Source organism: Saccharopolyspora sp. CA-218241, from assembly GCF_050954615.1.
Classification (GTDB): Bacteria; Actinomycetota; Actinomycetes; order Mycobacteriales; family Pseudonocardiaceae; genus Saccharopolyspora; species Saccharopolyspora cebuensis.
This window is the reverse complement of sequence record NZ_CP191860.1, coordinates 1230001-1247452: the sequence shown is the minus strand read 5'-3', so window position 1 is coordinate 1247452 and position 17452 is coordinate 1230001. Positions and strand designations below refer to the sequence as shown.

Genomic DNA, 17452 nt, shown 5'->3' with positions numbered 1-17452 from the left:
CCTGTTCACTGGCGCGACCGGTCCCCGGCCGACGCGGAGCGCCGTCCGCCGCCGTTGAAGCGGCCGAGGGCGCGGGTCCGGATGCTCCCGTCACCGGGGTCGATCCCGACCTCGATCCGGGTGCCGTAGGCGCGGGTGAGGTTCGCGGTGGTCAGCACCTCGGCCGGAGCGCCCTCCGCGGTGACCCGGCCGCCCTCCAGCAGCAGCATCCGGTCGGCGACGGCGGCGGCCTGGTCGAGGTCGTGCAGCACCACGCCGACGCCGACATCGTGCTGGTCGACGAGGTCGCGGACCACGTCGAGGATCTCGACCTGGTAGCGCAGGTCGAGGAAGGTCGTCGGCTCGTCGAGCAGCAGCAGCGCGGTGTCCTGGGCCAAGCAGCTCGCCAGCCACACCCGCTGCGCCTGGCCGCCGGAAAGCGCCTGCACCGGGCGGTCCGCGAGCGCGGTGAGCCCGGTCAGCTCCATCGCGCGGGCCACGGCGGCGGGCCCCTCCGGGTCGCGTCCGCCCCAGCGGGAGCGGTGCGGGTGGCGGCCGAACTCGACCAGCTCGCGCACCGAGAGCCCGCCGGGGACCGCGCGCTGCTGGGACAGCAGCGTGATCCGGCGCGCGAGTTCCCGGCTGGACAGGGCGCGCAGCTCGGTGCCGTCGGCGAAGGCGACCTCCCCCGCGGCGGGCGGGTGCAGCCGGGCGAGCGCGCGCAGCAGCGTGGACTTGCCGCTGCCGTTCGGCCCGATCAGGGCGGTGACCGATCCGGGGGCGAGCGCGAGCGAGGCGGCATGCACCACGACGTCGCGGCCGTAGGCGACGTCGATCTCGCGGGCGGTGACCCCGACCGGGTGAGGCGCGAACACCCGATCACAATAAGGCGAGCCTAGCCTAATTCCTAACGCCGGTGGTACACCGCACACCGCACCACCGGCACGCGCCCCTCTCACCCGTTCGTGAGCTGAGTGAGGGGCCGCCCGCCCCTTCCCCGAGTAAGGGGTCATTTCAGGATGCGGCGGAGCCGCATGCGGTGAGGCACGCAACCGGCACCGCGGCGGGTTCTCAGCGGTCTTCTCGCGAGGACAGCGCCTACGCCGTGTACGAAGTGGGTACATCAGGAGGCGATCGGCGCAGCGAGAAGACCGCTGAGGTTCCGCCACCCGCACCGCCACGCAAGCCATTGGCGAAAGCGGTCCTCACTTGGACAAGGGTGCCCCTCACCTCACGCCACGATCACTTGGCGAAAGCGGTCCTCAGGCCCGCCAGCGGGCGGTGGGCCACTCCTCCTTCTCCCAGGCGCTGTTCCAGAACAGCCACTCGTACTCGGTGGCCCGCTGGAACGCCGCGAACATCGCGTCCCGGGTCTCCCCGGTCGCCCCGGCGGCGAGCCGGTCGGTGAGGTCGCGGGCGGCGAGCACCGCCTCGGCGAACTCGTCGTCGGCGTAGGTCTCGATCCAGGCCCGGTACGGGTGGCCGGTGAGGTCGCCGGTGGCCTCCAGGATGGTGCTGCCGACGTGCTGGTAGACCCAGAAGCACGGCAGCAGCGCGGCCACCAGCACCGGGTAGGGCTCGGTCAGCGCGCACGCGCGCAGGTAGGAGATGTAGGCCAGCGCCGACGGCGGGGTCTCCACGCCCTCCACCTCGGCGGCGGTGAGGCCGAACTCCTCGACGTACCCGGCGTGCAACCGGCGCTCCTCGACCAGCGCGCCCTGGGCGGCCCCGGACAGGAACGCGGCGTCGGCGGGATCACCGGCGCGGCTGGCCGCCGCGGCCAGCGCCTGCGCGAAACCGACGAGGTAGCGCGCGTCCTGCACGACGTACTGGGCGAACCGGTCGCGGTCCAGCGTGGCGTCGGCCAGCGCGGCGTTGAAGGGGTGCTCGACGATCGCCTGCTGGAGCGCCGCGGTGCGGGACCAGGCGCGGGCGCAGAAGCCGTCGGCGGGCGGGGGCGGCAGGGTGCTCATGGTGGTCCTCTCGGTCGGGGCGGATCGGGGGGGCGGCCGGTCACCACCAGCGGTGGAAGTGGTGCACCGGACCGTGGCCGCGGCCCACGTCGAGCCGATCGGCGGCGCGCAGCGCCGAGGTCAGGTACTCCTTGGCCTCCCGCACCGCGGTGAACCAGTCCGCGCGCTGCGGGCGCAGCGCCGCGATGGCCGCCGACAGCGTGCAGCCGGTGCCGTGGTCGTTGCGGGTGCGCACCCGGTCCCCGCTGAGCTCGCGGGTCCCGCCGTCCCCCAGGAACAGGTCCACACTGGACTCGTCGGCGAGGTGACCGCCCTTGAGCAGCACCTGCTTGGCGCCCAGCCCGGCCAGCCGCGCCGCCTGGTCGGCCATGCCCGCCACCGCGCCGAGCTCGGGCTCGCCGAGCAGGTCGGCGGCCTCCGGCAGGTTCGGGGTGATCAGGTCGACGCGGGGCAGCAGTTCCTCGCGCAGCACCCCCACCGCGTCCGGCGCCAGCAGCCGGTCACCGCTCTTGGCGACCATGACCGGGTCCAGCACCACCACCGGCGGCGCGTACCGGTCCAGCACCTCGACGACCGCGCGGATCACCCCCGCGCCGCCGAGCATCCCGATCTTGACCGCGTCCACCCGCACGTCGTCGAGCAGCGTGTCGAGCTGGGTCCGGACGAACTCCGGCGGCACCTCGTGGACCTCGGCGACACCGGTGGTGGTCTGGGCGACCAGCGCGGTGATCACGGACATGCCGTAGGCGCCGTGCGCGGAGAAGGCCTTGAGGTCGGCCTGGACACCGGCACCGCCGCTGGGGTCGGTGCCTGCGATGGTCAGCACGTTGGGAATCACGACGTCCCTCCGCTAGTGCTAGCTAGGTCAGGTTCAACGGGTGTGTTCTCAGCCCTGCCGGGCACCCCGCGTCACGGATCACACTAACCACCCGGGAGCGCCGTGACCACACCCGCAGGTCGGCGGGGCCGATGGGGCGGGTGAGGCCGGAGGCGACGGATTTCACAGCCCGCTTCGACCACCGCCCGCCGAAGCGCCCCTGGGCACCGGACTAAAATGGGTGACGATGGAGACCACGACCGACGCCCCGAGCTTTGCCCGTTCCCGGCGCCCGCAACGCCAGGCCGACCCCGCGGAGATCTGGGGTCCGCTGCCGAGCCTGACCGACGCCGCGGTGGCCGCGGCCGGTTCCGGGACCGTGGCCATCAACCGCGCGTTCGACCGCAACAGCCGCCAGCGCGGCAAGGCGCTGCGCGACCTGCTGGACGAGCGGGGCGTCACCGCCGTGGAGGTGACCGCGGCATCCGGTGCGGAGCTGCCCGCCACCGAGTCCCCGATCACCGCCGTGGTGAACCTGACCGGTGCCGGGTCCTGGCAGCCCTACCGGTTGGCGGCCAAGGCGCAGGCCCCGGTGCTCACCCCCAAGCCGGTCGACGGTCCGGCCGACGAGGTCTCCCGCAACGTGATCGCGATGGCGGCCGAGGACGGGCGCCGCGACGTCGCGCTGTCCCACGTCGCGCTGCGGTCGGAGTGCCCGGCCGAGAGCACGCTGACCGTGGAGCACGACGGCGAGGCGCTGTCGGTGCCCGGCGGCTGGGTCAGCCTCACCGTGACCGACGAGGGCCTGCGCATCGAGGTCGGCGGCACCGGGGAGGAGCCCCGGACCCTGACCACCCGGCAGGCCCGCGTGGAGGCGTTCGGGGCCCGGCACCTGCTGGTGCGCGACGAGCTCCCGATCGCCGACTTCGAGGACCGCTCGCTGACCCTGACCGCCGAGGCGGGCGGCCTGGTCGTCCGCCCGGTCTGAGCGGGGTCGTCCATCCCCCGGACGGTCGATCCGCGCGCCCGGGAGCCTTCGGCGTCATGTGCCCGCACCCGCCGCGTCCCATGATGGGACGACGTTCGACGGATGCGGGGGATGCTGGTGAAGACCGCGAAGAAGTGGCACGTGACCTGTCGCGACGTGGCCGGCCGCAGGCGGGACATGTCCGTGTTCGTCGAGCGGGGCGAGGTGGTGGTGGTCTCCCCGCCGGGAGATGCCGCGGTGCTCTCCCCGCTGGAGGTCGGCCGGTTGCGGGCCGCGCTGCGGGACGCCGTCGTGCTCGCCGCGGACGAGGACGGCTGAGCGCTCGGGCCTTCCCGCCCGGAACGCGAACGGGCATCATCTACTCCCGGGTAACTCGTACCGAGAGGGTGGATGCGTGAACGTGGTGCTGCGCCGGTCCGCCGGCCTCCTGGAACGGCTGCTCGCCCCGCTGAACACGATCGGCGTGCTGGTCCGGCAGGGCGTCGTGCGCCCCATGCGGCCGGACAAGCTGCTGCGCATCGCGCTGGCCTGGCGGCGCTGGGGCATCACCCCGCCACTGGGCTTCGCGGTCGGCGCCATCCGGCACCCGGACCGCCCGGCGATCATCGACGAGCGCGGGGCGCTCAGCTACGCCGAGGTCTCCCAGCGCACCACCAGGCTGGCCCACTCGCTGCGCGCCCGGCTCGCGCCCGGCACCCGCCTCGGGGTGCTCTGCCGCAACCACCACGGGCCGATCGAGGCGATGGTCGCGGCCGGCAAGCTCGGCGTCGACGTGGTGCTGCTCAACACCGGGCTGCCCACCGAGCAGGTCGCCGAGGTGGTGCGCGCCCAGCAGGTCGGCGTGCTGCTGGTGGACGGCGAGTTCACCCACCACCTCGACGCGCTGCCCGAGGACCTCGACGTGGTGCTGGCCTGGACCGACGGCACCACCCGCCACTCCACGGTCGAGCACCTGGTGGCCACCGGCTCGACCCGGGTGCTGCCCCGGCCCGGCAGGCGCTCCCGGCTGGTCGTGCTCACCTCCGGCACCACCGGCACCCCGAAGGGCGCGCGGCGGCCCGAACCGCCGGGCCTGGCCCCCGTCGCGACGATCCTGTCCCGGGTCCCGCTGCGCGCGGGCGAGCGGATGCTGGTCGGCGCACCGCTGTTCCACACCTGGGGCCTCGCCGCCTTCCAGCTCGCCTCGGTGCTGGGCGCGACGATGGTGCTGCGCCGCAAGTTCGACCCGGAGCAGGCGCTGGGCGCGGTGCACCGGCACCGCTGCACGTCGATGTTCGCCGTGCCGGTGATGCTCCAGCGCATCCTCGACCTGCCCGAGCGCGACTACGACCACGGCGCGCTGCGGATCGTGGCCAGCAGCGGTTCGGCGCTGCCCGCCGACCTCGCCGAGCGGTTCCGGGAGCGGTTCGGACCGGTGCTACACAACCTCTACGGCTCCACCGAGGCCTCCTGGGTGAGCATCGCCACACCGGAGGACCTGCGCGCCGCCCCCGGCACCGCGGGACGTCCGCCGCGCGGGACCACCGTGCGCCTCCTCGACGAGGACGGCCGACCGGTGCGCCGCGGCCGGACCGGCCGGATCTTCGCGGGCAACGACATGCTCTTCGAGGGCTACACCCACGGCGGGAGCAAGGAGTTCCGGGACGGCCTGATGGCCACCGGGGACCTCGGGCGGTTCGACGCGGCCGGACGGCTCCAGGTGGTCGGCCGGGAGGACGACATGATCGTCTCCGGCGGGGAGAACGTCTACCCCAAGGAGACCGAGGACGCGGTGGCCGCGCTGCCCGAGGTGGCCGAGGCCGCCGCGATCGGGGTGGATGACGCCGAGTTCGGGCAGCGGCTGGCGGCGTTCGTGGTGCTGCGCGAGGGCGCCGAGCTGGACGCCGAGGGGCTGCGCGACCGGTTGCGCGACCGGCTGTCGGCGTTCGCGCTGCCGCGCGAGGTGGTGTTCCTCGACTCCTTGCCGCGCAACGCCACCGGCAAGGTGGTGCCCGGCGACCTGCTCGCCCGCCGCGACGCCGGCTGAGGAGCGGTCGCGCGGCACCGCCCGCCGCCGCGTTAGGCTCGGACAGGTGAACGACCGTCTGGTGTGGATCGACTGCGAGATGACGGGGCTCGACCTGGGCAAGGACGCCTTGATCGAGATCGCGGCCCTGGTCACCGACTCCGAACTGAACGTGCTCGGCGACGGCGTGGACATCGTGATCCACGCCGACGACGACGCCTTGGCCGGGATGCCCGAGGTGGTGCGCGAGATGCACGCCAAATCCGGGCTCACCGAGGAGGTGCGCCGCTCCACCACCACCCTCGCCGAAGCCGAGCGGCAGGTGCTGGACCACATCCGCAAGTACGTCCCGGAAGGCCGGTCGGCGCCGCTGGCGGGCAACTCCATCGCCACCGACCGGGGTTTCATCGCCCGGGACATGCCCGCCCTCGACGCACACCTGCACTACCGGATGGTCGACGTCTCGTCGATCAAGGAGCTGTGCCGCCGCTGGTACCCGCGGATCTACTTCGCGCAGCCGGAGAAGGGGCTGGCGCACCGGGCGCTCGCCGACATCCGGGAGTCGATCCGGGAGCTGGCCTACTACCGGCGGACCGCGTTCGTCGAGCCGCCCGGACCGTCCAGCGAGCGGGCCCAGGAGATCGCCGCGGAACTGCTCGACGGCGAAGGGGTCGGCGGCATCGAGAAGGCCCGCCAGGAACAGGCCGGGGACGAGCGCTGAGCTCGCACGATCGCCGAATCCGGGGCCGGTGCGGGAGCCCGCGGCGCGACGCGCTAGGATGGTTCCACCGGCACGGCTGAGGCGGTCAGCACGAACGAGGTGGCTGTCCCGCTGATCCGGCGGACGTGGTGGGTGTAGCTCAGTCGGTAGAGCACTGGGTTGTGGTCCCAGGAGTCGCGGGTTCGAATCCCGTCACTCACCCCACGCGGAAGGCCCCGCTCCAGCAGGAGCGGGGCCTTCGTCGTTCCGCGAACGACCGTCACCGGGAGGGCCGGACCCCGGAGGGTCCGGCCGACCGCATCACTTGTTGCCCGTGACCCATTCCTGCCACGGGACCTGCCAGTCGCCGAAGCCGTCCCAGGACTTCAGATCGGGCCCGCCGGAGTTGGTGATCTCCACGACATCGCCCTTCTTGAGCAGGTCGAACACCCACTTGGCGTCCTCGGTCGTCATGTTGATGCACCCGTGGCTGACGTTGCGCCGCCCCAGATCGGCCGCCGCCCACGGGGCCGCGTGCAGGAACTCGCCGCCGTTGGAGATCCGCACCGCCCACTCGACCTCGGTCTGGTACCCGCCCTGGTCCAGCGGGAGCCCGTAGGTCGTGGAGTCCATCAGGTACTTCGGGTGCTTCTCGGTCACCACGTGGGCGCCGTTGTTGGACGGGAACTCCGGGGAGCCCAGCGCGACCGGGATGGTCCGCAGCAGCTCGCCGTTGCGGGTCACCCGCATCTGCTTGCTGGCGCCGTCGGCGTGCAGCACCACCTCGTCGCCGATGGTGATGGTGGCCTCGCGGTCCTCCTGCCCCAGACGCCGTTGCCGAGGTCCTTGCCGTAGACGTTGATGTCGAGCTCGATCTTGGTGCCGGGCTCCCAGTACTCCTTCGGCCGCCAGTGCACCTCGCGGTCGTCGTACCAGTAGAAGGCGCCCTCGACGGCCGGCTCGGTCTTGATCTCGATGGCCTGCTCGGCGCGTTCCTTGTCCGGCGCGGGCGCGTCGGCGCTGAAGTAGAAGGCGAGCGGCTGGCCCACGCCGACGGTCTGGCCGTCGAGCGGGTTCATCGACACGTAGGTCTGGTTCTTGGGGCTCACCGTGGTGAACGTGGACTGGTGGGTGACCGGCTCACCGCCCTGGCCCTGCGCCGTCACCGACAACGTGTAGGTCTTGCCGTAGCCCAGCGGCTCCCCCACCGCCCAGCTGGTGCGGTCCGGCGCGACGGCGCCCTTGACCTGCTCGCCGGACTCGTTGGTCATGGTCGCCTCGGTGATCGTGCCGTCGGTGACCGACGCGGTGATCTCGCCGGTCGGCGAGACGTCCTGGGCGCCGTTGTCCGGCGTGGTCCGCACGGTGGGCACCGCGGGCTCCCCGGCGGGCTCCGCCGCGGGGCTGGAACCGCCGCACCCCGCGAGTAAGACCGCCACCACTCCGAGGACCAGCAGCGACAACAACCGCGACACCCCTGCGGACCTCCCGACAGGATTACGCAACACCTTCATGGGCGACAGTCCGTTCGATTCGATACACCAAAAACCGCTCGGGAACAGTGTGCAGCAATCCCCCGACCGAGCGTGCAGGCACACCGGTGGTTGCGCAGAGTGATCCCCGCAGCGGATCTCCACTCCTCGTAGACGCAACGCCCCCGGGTGAGGTTGCGTTCCCGGCGCCCTCGATCGATCGAGGACCCCCCTGCGAGAGGCCCTCCGGAACCGTGCTATTGTTTTTCACGTCGCCAGGGAGACCGGGAAGCACCCGCCGGAAGCGGAAATGCGGAATGGAATCCCAGATCGACGTGCCAGCGCCAATAGCTCAACTGGCAGAGCAGCTGACTCTTAATCAGCGGGTTCGGGGTTCGAGTCCCTGTTGGCGCACAGCAGCCCCAGGCCACGCGGCCTGGGGCTTTTTCGTTCCCGAGTGCGCCGACCGCGGCGTTGCTCCGGCCCGCGATGGCGCAGCGACTCGCTCCCCGGTTGGTCCCGGGGCGGCCCCGGCAACGGCCGCAGGCGGGTGGTCGTCACCACTGGTACGGGAGGAACTTCCCGTTCAGGGTGAGCACCACCCGGTCGCCCTGCGGATCGGACTCCCGGCGCACGTCGAGGCGGAAGTTGATGGCGCTCATGATGCCGTCGCCGAACTCCTCGTGGATGAGCTCCTTGATCGTCGGCCCGTAGACCTCCAGCACCTCGTGCAACCGGTAGACGGTGGGGTCGGTGGGTACCTGGTGCCCCAGCGCGCCCCGGTACGGCTGCTCCCGCAGCGACGCCTCCACCTCCGGCTCCAGGTCCAGCAGGGACGCCGCCGCGCGCGCCTCCTGCTCGCCCATCGGGTGCTGGCCGAGCAGCGCCGCCGTGGTCCAGGCCACCGGCCTGCCCACGGTGTCGGCGAGCTGCCGCCAGGTGACGCCCAGTTCCGCCTTGGCGTCGCGGACCGCTGCCGCGGCCTGCTGCTTGGTCAGCATCGTCACGTCCTCCTCCCACCTTCGCGGGGTCAGCCCCCGTCGACGACGAGCCGCAGGTCGCCGAGCCCGCGGCCGATCTCCAGGCGGTGCTCCGCGCCGGGGCGCCCCGACACCGCGACCCGCACCTGCGTCCGATCACCGGGTGCGGCTTCGGCCACCGCGAAGCCGACGAGCGAGGCGGGCAGGTCGTCCGGCCGGGCGTAGACCTGGACCACCTCGCGCCCGGCGCGGTCCCCGGTGTTGCGCAGCACCACCCGGACCGCGTCGCCGTCGTCGTCGGCGGTCTCGTACTCCCACGTCGTGTAGCCGAGGCCGTGCCCGAAGTGGAAGGCGGGCTCGGCCCCGTACGCCGCGTAGGCGCGGTGGCCGATCAGCGATCCCTCGGTGTAGTGCAGCTCGCCGTGCACCGGCAGCACCCCGGGCAGCGGAACCGGCACGTCGGCCAGCTCCGCCGGGAACGTCGTCGGCAGCCGCCCGCCGGGCTCGGCCGCGCCGCGCAGCACGTCGCCCAACGCGTGCCCGTACTCCTGCCCGCCGAACCACGTCCACAGCAGCGCGGGCACCTCGTCGGCCCACGGCATCAGCACCGGCGCCCCCGCGTTGACCACCACGGCGGTGCGCGGGTTGGCCTCGACCACCCGGCGGACCAGCTCGTCCTGGGTGCCGGGCAGGCTCAGCGAGACCCGGTCCCGCCCCTCGGTCTCCACCTCGTCGTGGGTGCCGACCACGACCACCGCCAGGTCGGCCTCCCGCGCCACCGCGCGCACGGCGGCGAGCTCGCTGGCCTCGTCCCGCTCCTGGTCCCGGTGCCCGAGCCCGAGCACGACCAGCCCGCGGGGCTCGGCCGGGGTGAACTCGACCTCCAGCTCCACCGCCCGACCGGTGACGTCGGCGTCGACGAGCACCACGTCGACGCGCTGCTCGGGCGGCTCCAGCAGCTCGCCCACCGGATCGTCGACGGGCCCGGCGACGTTGTCGGCGTCGAGCACCTCGCGTCCCGCCACCGACAGCCGCACCCGGCCGGCACCGTGCACGCCGAACCGGTGCTCGCCCTCCGCGGCGGCCAGCTCGCCGCGCACCCGCAGCCGTTCGGTGCCCGCGGGCAGGTCGCCCGCCCAGAGCAGCCGGTCGGTGCCGCGCAGCTCGCTGCGCAGCACCTCGCCGTCGGCGTCGAGGTGCTCCACCCGCAGCCCGGTCCCCTCGCCCCGGGGATCGCGCACCGCCGCGCGCGGGATCGGGTCGAGCAGCCGCCGGTGGTGCACCCCGCGCTGGTAGAACACCTCGGCGGCGGGGAACGCGGCGCGCACCCCGTCCAGCGGGGTGACCACGTGCGGCGGGCTGACGCGCGAGAAACCACCGCCCTGCACCACGGGCAGCAGCGCGTTCTCCCCGATCACCGCGATCCGGGACACCTCGCCCGGCACCGGCAGCAGCGGCGCGCCGTCCACCGGTTCGTTGCGCAGCAGCACGAAACCGCGGGTGGCCAGGTCGCGGAGGGCGGGCCGGGCGGATTCCGGCGGTGGACCGGGTTCCGCGCGTTCCGGGCCGAGCGCCCCGGTGCGGGCGGCCAGCCGCAGCAGCCGCAGCACCTTGTCGTCGAGCACGGATTCCGGCACCCGGTTGCCCTCCACCGCGGCGCCCAGCTCCCGCCACGGCCCGCCGGGCCCGGGCATGGCCAGGTCCAGCCCGCCCAGCGCCGCGGCCTCCACCGAGCGGGTGGCGAACCAGTCCGACACCACCGCGCCGTCCCAGTCCCACTCGCCCTTGAGCACGTCGTTGAGCAGCCAGGAGTTCTCGGTCATGGACCGGCCGAGGACCGAGTTGCAGGCGGCCATCAGCGCCCACGGCCCGGCTTCGGCGATGATCCGCTCGAACGGGGCGAGGTAGACGTCCCGCAGCGTCCGCTCGTCCACCCGCACGTCGTAGGACAGCCGTTCGGTCTCGCTGTCGTTGGCCGCGAAGTGCTTCGGCGTGGCGGCCACGTCGCGGGACTGGACGCCCGCGACGACCTCGGCGCCCATCGCGGCGACCAGCAGCGGGTCCTCGGAGAAGTTCTCGAAGTGCCGGCCCGAGAACGGGGTGCGGTGCAGGTTGACGGTCGGCGCGAGCACCACGTGCACGCCGCGCCTGCGGGCCTCGTCGCCGAGCAGCTCGCCCGCGGTGCGCGCGGCCGCCCGGTCCCAGGTGGCGGCCAGCGCCGAGGCCACCGGCAGCAGGAGCGAGGCGTCGCGCTCGTCGAAGGTGGGGCCGCGCACGCCGTGCGGACCGTCGGAGAGCACCAGCGGGCGCAGCCCGATCTCCGGGAGCGGGTGCAGCGTCCACAGGTCCGCCCCGGTCAGCAACCGGACCTTGTCCGCGACGCTGAGCTGGGCGAGCAGCCTGCGCAAGTCGGCCTCGTCGACGGCCCCCATGCCGGGATCCCCCTCTCCCCGTGGTCCGCCCCGCCAGTCTCGGCGACCGGTCGGGGTGTGTCGACCGGAAGCCCGACACACCGGTATGTGGCCATCCGAAAGAGGAGTCGACCCAAGATGTAGTGTGTGGCCCGCTGGTGGTCCACCGGAGCGATCCGGTGGCGAAGAGGGAACCCGGTGCGAGTCCGGGACTGCCCCGCAGCGGTGAACGGGAACGACCGTCGTATCCGGCACTGGGCTCGTCGAGCCTGGGAAGCCACGACCAGTAGGCCGCCCGTGAGTCCGAAGACCTGCCACCGGTGGCACGCCGCGCGCGTGCCTGTCCGGGACCTCGAGGGCGGGTCCACGCGGACGACCGCCCCGCGGTCTCCCCGTGCGCCGTCGTGGTCCACCGAGCTCGCGAGGGAGAGAGCCCAAGTGACCGCAACACTCGCCACCCCGACCTGGACCCGGGTGTCCACCGTGGTCCAGCAGGCGTGCGACGGCCTGACCGGGGTATCGGCCGACGCCGTGCTGGCCGAGGTCCAGCGCACCATCTACGACGGCATCAGCGGTGACGAACTCGCGCTGGCGCAGATCATGGCCGCGCGCACCCTGGTCGAAGTCGAACCGAACTACTCCGCGGTCACCGCCCGGCTGCTGCTGGACAAGCTGCGCCGCGAAGTGCTGAGCCTGCTGGCCGGACAGCCGCGGGAAGCCGACCAGGTCGAGATGCGCGACCGGTACCCGGGCTACTTCGCCGACTACGTGCGCTTCGGCGTCGACGCCGGTCAGCTCGCCCCGGAACTGGCCTCGTTCGACCTGGACCGGCTCGGCCGCGCCCTGCTGCCCGACCGCGACCTCGCCTTCGGGTTCCTCGGCCTGCAGACCCTCTACGACCGCTACTTCCTGCACGTCGGCGGCACCCGCTACGAACTGCCGCAGGCGTTCTTCATGCGGGTCGCGATGGGCCTGGCGCTGCGCGAGGACGACCGCGAGGCGCGGGCGATCGAGTTCTACGAGCTGCTGTCCTCGATGGACTTCATGTGCTCGACGCCGACCCTGTTCAACGCCGGGACCACCCGCCCGCAGCTCTCGTCGTGCTTCCTGACCACGGTGGACGACGACCTCGCCGCGATCTTCCACTCGATCAGCAACAACGCCCTGCTGTCGAAGTACGCGGGCGGGCTCGGCAACGACTGGACGCCGGTGCGCGGCATCGGCGCGCACATCCGCGGCACCAACGGCAACTCGCAGGGCGTGGTGCCGTTCCTCAAGATCGCCAACGACACCGCGGTCGCGGTCAACCAGGGCGGCAAGCGCAAGGGCGCGGTCTGCGCCTACCTGGAGACCTGGCACATCGACGTCGAGGAATTCCTCGACCTGCGCAAGAACACCGGCGACGACCGCAGGCGCACCCACGACATGAACACCGCGAACTGGGTGCCCGACGAGTTCCTGCGCCGCGTCGAGGCCGACGAGCAGTGGACGCTGTTCTCCCCCGACGAGACGCCCGATCTGCACGACCTCTACGGCACCGCGTTCGCCGAGCGCTACCGGGCCTACGAACAGGCGGCCGACCGGGGCGAGATCGCCGTGTTCCGCCGGGTCCGCGCGGTGGACCTGTGGCGCCGGATGCTCACCATGCTGTTCGAGACCGGGCACCCGTGGATCACCTTCAAGGACCCGTGCAACCTGCGGTCGCCGCAGCAGCACGCCGGCGTGGTCCACTCCTCCAACCTGTGCACCGAGATCACCCTCAACACCAGCGCCGACGAGGTCGCGGTGTGCAACCTGGGGTCGGTGAACCTGGCCCAGCACGTCGGTCCCGACGGCATCGACGCGGCGCGGCTGCGGCGCACCGTGCGCACCGCGGTGCGGATGCTCGACAACGTGATCGACATCAACTTCTACACGATCCCGGAGGCCCGCCGGTCGAACCTGCGGCACCGGCCGGTCGGCCTCGGCCTGATGGGGCACGCCGACGCGCTGTTCGCCCAGCGCATCCCGATGGCCTCGGCCGAGGCGGTGGAGTTCGCCGACCGCAGCATGGAGCTGATCAGCTACCACGCCATCGCCGCTTCCAGCGAGCTCGCCGCCGAACGCGGGCGCTACGAGTCCTACGACGGGTCGCTGTGGAGCCGGGGCGTGCTGCCGATCGACTCGCTGGAGCTGCTGGCCGAGGCGCGCGGCGGCGACGTCGACCTGGACCGGTCGTCCACCCTGGACTGGCACGCGCTGCGCGAGCAGGTCCTGCGGGACGGGATGCGCAACTCCAACGTGATGGCGATCGCGCCCACCGCGACGATCTCCAACATCTGCGGCGTCGGGCAGTCCGTCGAACCGCTGTACCGCAACCTCTACGTCAAGTCGAACATGTCCGGCGACTTCACCGTCATCAACCCGCAACTCGTGTCCGACCTCAAGGCGGCGGGGCTCTGGGACGAGGCGATGGTCGCCGACCTGAAGTACCACGACGGCAGCCTCGCCCCGATCCAGCGGATCCCGGACCGGCTCAAGCAGCTCTACGCCACCGCGTTCGAGGTGGCCCCGCAGTGGCTGGTCGACGCCGCCGCGCGCAGGCAGAAGTGGATCGACCAAGCCCAGTCGCTGAACCTCTACGTGGCCGCGCCCAGCGGTCGCACCCTCGACGAGCTGTACCGGCGGGCGTGGCGCAGCGGCCTGAAGACCACCTACTACCTGCGCTCCACCAGCGCCACGCACGTGGAGAAGAGCACCCTGCGTGGCACCGACGGCAAGCTCAACGCGGTCCCGGCCGCCGTGCCCGCCGACGTCGCGGCGGCGTGCTCGGTCACCGATCCCGACTGCGAAGCCTGCCAGTGAGCACCCGAACCCAGGAGCACCGCACCATGACCTCAGTGCAGCACCACGACGCCACCGGCCTCGGCGAGATCGCCCGCGGCGCGGACCGCATCGACGTCGGCGACAAGGCGATGATCAACGCCCGCGCCGACGTCAACCAGCTGCTGCCGCTCAAGTACCGCTGGGCGTGGGAGAAGTACCTCGCCGCGTGCAACAACCACTGGATGCCGACCGAGATCTCGATGCAGGCCGACATCTCGCTGTGGAAGTCCGCCGACGGGCTCTCCGCGGACGAGCGCCGACTGCTCAAGCGCAACCTCGGCTTCTTCGCCACCGCCGAATCCCTGGTGGCCAACAACATCGTGCTCGCGGTGTACCGGCACATCACCAACCCCGAGTGCCGCCAGTACCTGCTGCGCCAGGCCTTCGAGGAGGCCGTGCACACCCACACCTTCCAGTACATCTGCGAGAGCCTCGGCCTCGACGAGGGCGAGCTGTTCAACATGTACCGGGAGATCCCGTCCATCGCGGACAAGGACGCCTGGGCGCTGCACTACACGCAGAGCCTGGAGGACCCGGATTTCGCCACCGGCACCGCCGAATCCGACCAGGCGTTCCTGCGGGACCTCATCGCGTTCTACGTCATCTTCGAAGGCATGTGGTTCTACACCGGCTTCGCCCAGATCCTCGCGCTGGGCAGGCGGAACAAGATGGTCGGCATCGCCGAGCAGTACCAGTACATCCTGCGCGACGAGTCGATCCACCTGAACTTCGGCATCGACTGCATCAACCAGATCAAGCTGGAGAACCCGCACCTGTGGAGCGAGGAGTTCCAGGCCGAGGTGCGGCGGATGCTCACCGAGGCCTGCGAACTGGAGATCGCCTACGGGCGGGACACCATGCCGCGCGGCATCCTCGGCATCAACGCCGACCAGTGCGCCGAGTACATGCACTTCATCACCAACCGGCGCTGCGCCCAGCTCGGCCTGGACCCGGTGTTCCCGGAGACAGCGAACCCGTTCCCGTGGATGTCCGAGGCGATGGACCTGAAGAAGGAGAAGAACTTCTTCGAGACCCGGGTCATCGAGTACCAGTCCGGGGCCTCGCTCTCCTGGGACTGAGTTCCTCCGCCGCGACGCGGCGCCCGGCCCGCGGTGCCCTTCCGCTCAGTCGCTGAGCGGGAGGGCCCCACCGCCGCGCGGAGACCGGTGCGGTGACAGGACGGTTCCCCAGCCGTGCGGAGGTCCCCTTCTGCCATCCACCGATGAACGGAACTCCCCCACCCACGACCCGGTCCGGGGGCGCAGACAAAAAAGCGGGACCCCCGGCCCATCAGGCCCCGGAACCCCACACGCAAAAAAAAAGAAGGGGCGGGGCACGAAGAACCCTCGTTCTTCGTGCCCCGCCCCTTCCATCGTAATGTGTCGGCGGTGTCTTACTCTCCCACACCCTCACGAGTGCAGTACCATCAGCGCTAAGGAGCTTAGCTACCGGGTTCGGAATGGGACCGGGCGTACCCTCCCCGCCATCGCCACCGACAACCCACACCCCCCAACCCACACACAGTGGTGGGGGAAACCCATGAGCAGCCGCCAACCAGCGGACACACAAAACAATCCAGTTATCAACAACCCACCACACACAGTGAGCCAACACGTCCTGGGTTGTTGTCCCAGAACCATACAGTGGGTGCAAACATCTCGTGAACAAGCCCTCGGCCTATTAGTACCCGTCCACTCCATCCGTTACCGAACTTCCATGCCGAGCCTATCAACCCAGTCATCTCCTGGGAGCCTTAACCCCACAAAGGGGGCAGGAGACCTCATCTAGGAACAGGCTTCCCGCTTAGATGCTTTCAGCGGTTATCCCTCCCGAACATAGCCAACCAGCCATGCACCTGGCGGTACAACTGGCACACCAGAGGTTCGTCCATCCCGGTCCTCTCGTACTAGGGACAGCCTTCCGCAAGTCTCCAACGCGCGCGGCGGATAGGGACCGAACTGTCTCACGACGTTCTAAACCCAGCTCGCGTGCCGCTTTAATGGGCGAACAGCCCAACCCTTGGGACCAACTCCAGCCCCAGGATGCGACGAGCCGACATCGAGGTGCCAAACCATGCCGTCGATATGGACTCTTGGGCAAGATCAGCCTGTTATCCCCGGGGTACCTTTTATCCGTTGAGCGACACCGCTTCCACCAGCCAGTGCCGGATCACTAGTCCCTGCTTTCGCACCTGCTCGACCCGTCAGTCTCACAGTCAAGCTCCCTTATACACTTACACTCAACACCTGATTGCCAACCAGGCTGAGGGAACCTTTGGGCGCCTCCGTTACCCTTTAGGAGGCAACCGCCCCAGTTAAACTACCCACCAGGCACTGTCCCTGAACCCGATCAGGGCCCGAAGTTAGATGCCCAGAACGACCAGAGTGGTATTTCACCAACGACTCCACACCCACTAGCGTGAATGCTTCCCAGTCTCCCACCTATCCTACACAAGCCGAACCAAACACCAATACCAAGCTATAGTAAAGGTCCCGGGGTCTTTCCGTCCTGCCGCGCGAAACGAGCATCTTTACTCGTACTGCAATTTCACCGGGCCTGTGGTCGAGACAGCGGAGAAGTCGTTACGCCATTCGTGCAGGTCGGAACTTACCCGACAAGGAATTTCGCTACCTTAGGATGGTTATAGTTACCACCGCCGTTTACTGGCGCTTAAATTCTCCGCTACACCCCAAAGGGGTTCACGGGTCCTCTTAACGTTCCAGCACCGGGCAGGCGTCAGTCCGTATACCTCGCCTTACAGCTTCGCACGGACCTGTGTTTTTAGTAAACAGTCGCTTCTCCCTGGCCTCTGCGACCACCACCAGCTCCCCCAGCACGTGGGTTCACCAGCAATGGCCCCCCTTCTCCCAAAGTTACGGGGGCAATTTGCCGAATTCCTTAACCACAGTTCACCCGACCGCCTCGGTATTCTCTACCTGACCACCTGTGTCGGTTTCGGGTACGGGCCATGCACACACTCGCTAGAGGCTTTTCTCGGCAGCACGGGATCACTCACTTCACCACCACGGCTACGCATCACCCCTCACCCCCATGGTGTGCGGATTTCCCTACACACCGGGCTACAGGCTTACACCAGTACAACCACTCACTGGCAGAGCTACCCCCCTGCGTCACCCCATCGCTTGACTACTCCGGCATCAGGCCCCATGCCAACCACGACACAAACCCGAAGGTCCACGCCGCGTCGGGATGGTTAGTCTCAACCGTTCCATCACGGACGCGTGCACACGGGTACGGGAAT

13 protein-coding genes, 2 tRNA genes, 2 rRNA genes and 2 riboswitches (1 of these 19 cut by a window edge) are annotated in these 17452 nt (G+C 70.6%); of the genes, 8 read left to right on the top strand and 9 right to left on the bottom strand.

Going from position 1 to position 17452, the window contains the following annotated elements; translation table 11 throughout:
• Positions 1-5: 5 nt before the first annotated feature.
• From ACQP0T_RS06205 to thiD, 3 genes are all read right to left on the bottom strand, one after another.
• The gene (locus ACQP0T_RS06205; protein WP_433871708.1) at positions 6-854 is read right to left on the bottom strand and encodes an ABC transporter ATP-binding protein; all 849 of its coding nucleotides are present in this window, start codon (positions 852-854) and stop codon (positions 6-8) included.
• 387 nt (positions 855-1241) lie between these two features.
• On the bottom strand, positions 1242-1952 hold the full coding sequence (gene tenA / locus ACQP0T_RS06200) for a thiaminase II (RefSeq protein WP_433871707.1): 711 nt from the start codon (positions 1950-1952) through the stop codon (positions 1242-1244).
• Positions 1953-1992: 40 nt separating this feature from the next.
• Positions 1993-2790, bottom strand: a complete 798-nt coding sequence (gene thiD, locus ACQP0T_RS06195) for a bifunctional hydroxymethylpyrimidine kinase/phosphomethylpyrimidine kinase (protein WP_433871706.1) — start codon at positions 2788-2790, stop codon at positions 1993-1995.
• Positions 2778-2869, bottom strand: a riboswitch (TPP riboswitch). (Overlaps the previous gene by 13 nt.)
• Before the next feature lie 147 nt (positions 2870-3016).
• On the opposite strand from thiD, the gene ACQP0T_RS06190 reads away from it, so the two are divergent.
• The 5 genes from ACQP0T_RS06190 (at position 3017) to ACQP0T_RS06170 (ending at position 6687) form a co-directional block, all read left to right on the top strand.
• Entirely contained in the window at positions 3017-3757 is a 741-nt protein-coding gene (locus ACQP0T_RS06190) for a hypothetical protein (protein ID WP_345364416.1), read from the top strand.
• A gap of 111 nt (positions 3758-3868) precedes the next feature.
• Complete coding sequence (locus tag ACQP0T_RS06185; protein WP_345364414.1) at positions 3869-4075, top strand: hypothetical protein; 207 nt, start codon at positions 3869-3871, stop codon at positions 4073-4075.
• A gap of 76 nt (positions 4076-4151) precedes the next feature.
• Complete coding sequence (locus tag ACQP0T_RS06180; RefSeq protein ID WP_433871705.1) at positions 4152-5783, top strand: AMP-binding protein; 1632 nt, start codon at positions 4152-4154, stop codon at positions 5781-5783.
• Between the two features lie 46 nt (positions 5784-5829).
• Entirely contained in the window at positions 5830-6483 is a 654-nt protein-coding gene (gene orn, locus ACQP0T_RS06175; RefSeq protein WP_345364410.1) for an oligoribonuclease, read from the top strand.
• A gap of 128 nt (positions 6484-6611) precedes the next feature.
• Positions 6612-6687: transfer RNA gene (locus ACQP0T_RS06170), tRNA-His, on the top strand.
• A gap of 96 nt (positions 6688-6783) precedes the next feature.
• Here the strand turns inward: ACQP0T_RS06170 and ACQP0T_RS06165 are convergent.
• Positions 6784-7245, bottom strand: a complete 462-nt coding sequence (locus tag ACQP0T_RS06165; RefSeq protein WP_433871704.1) for a L,D-transpeptidase — start codon at positions 7243-7245, stop codon at positions 6784-6786.
• The gene (locus ACQP0T_RS06160) at positions 7203-7937 is read right to left on the bottom strand and encodes an Ig-like domain-containing protein (protein WP_433871703.1); all 735 of its coding nucleotides are present in this window, start codon (positions 7935-7937) and stop codon (positions 7203-7205) included. Before ACQP0T_RS06160 ends, ACQP0T_RS06165 begins: the two co-directional genes overlap by 43 nt.
• A gap of 338 nt (positions 7938-8275) precedes the next feature.
• Here ACQP0T_RS06160 and ACQP0T_RS06155 point away from each other — a divergent pair.
• Positions 8276-8348, top strand: a tRNA-Lys gene (locus tag ACQP0T_RS06155).
• Positions 8349-8491: 143 nt separating this feature from the next.
• On the opposite strand, the gene cynS is transcribed toward ACQP0T_RS06155, so the two are convergent.
• A complete protein-coding gene (cynS, locus tag ACQP0T_RS06150; protein WP_433873607.1) occupies positions 8492-8935 on the bottom strand; it encodes a cyanase in 444 nt (147 codons plus the stop codon).
• Positions 8936-8964: 29 nt separating this feature from the next.
• Positions 8965-11346, bottom strand: coding sequence for a glycoside hydrolase family 3 protein (locus tag ACQP0T_RS06145; protein WP_433871702.1), 2382 nt, complete (start codon positions 11344-11346; stop codon positions 8965-8967).
• Between the two features lie 121 nt (positions 11347-11467).
• Positions 11468-11658: riboswitch (cobalamin riboswitch) on the top strand.
• 105 nt (positions 11659-11763) lie between these two features.
• On the opposite strand from ACQP0T_RS06145, the gene ACQP0T_RS06140 reads away from it, so the two are divergent.
• Both ACQP0T_RS06140 and ACQP0T_RS06135 read left to right on the top strand, forming a co-directional pair.
• Positions 11764-14169 (top strand): ribonucleoside-diphosphate reductase subunit alpha, encoded by a 2406-nt coding sequence (locus ACQP0T_RS06140; RefSeq protein WP_433871701.1) that lies wholly within the window; start codon positions 11764-11766, stop codon positions 14167-14169.
• A gap of 26 nt (positions 14170-14195) precedes the next feature.
• Positions 14196-15269, top strand: coding sequence for a ribonucleotide-diphosphate reductase subunit beta (locus ACQP0T_RS06135; RefSeq protein ID WP_369774841.1), 1074 nt, complete (start codon positions 14196-14198; stop codon positions 15267-15269).
• 301 nt (positions 15270-15570) lie between these two features.
• On the opposite strand, the gene rrf is transcribed toward ACQP0T_RS06135, so the two are convergent.
• Positions 15571-15687 (bottom strand): 5S ribosomal RNA (gene rrf / locus ACQP0T_RS06130).
• Positions 15688-15850: 163 nt separating this feature from the next.
• A 23S ribosomal RNA gene (locus ACQP0T_RS06125) occupies positions 15851-17452 on the bottom strand; it runs 1485 nt beyond the window's last position.

Excerpts from the sequence above, each read along its gene's own strand:
- tenA (WP_433871707.1), bottom strand. The coding sequence starts at position 1,952 with ATGAGCACCCTGCCGCCCCCGCCCGCCGACGGCTTCTGCGCCCGCGCC.
- ACQP0T_RS06190 (WP_345364416.1), top strand. The coding sequence starts at position 3,017 with ATGGAGACCACGACCGACGCCCCGAGCTTTGCCCGTTCCCGGCGCCCG.
- ACQP0T_RS06185 (WP_345364414.1), top strand. The coding sequence starts at position 3,869 with ATGCTGGTGAAGACCGCGAAGAAGTGGCACGTGACCTGTCGCGACGTG.
- cynS (WP_433873607.1), bottom strand. The coding sequence starts at position 8,935 with ATGCTGACCAAGCAGCAGGCCGCGGCAGCGGTCCGCGACGCCAAGGCG.
- ACQP0T_RS06145 (WP_433871702.1), bottom strand. The coding sequence starts at position 11,346 with ATGGGGGCCGTCGACGAGGCCGACTTGCGCAGGCTGCTCGCCCAGCTC.
- ACQP0T_RS06135 (WP_369774841.1), top strand. The coding sequence starts at position 14,196 with ATGACCTCAGTGCAGCACCACGACGCCACCGGCCTCGGCGAGATCGCC.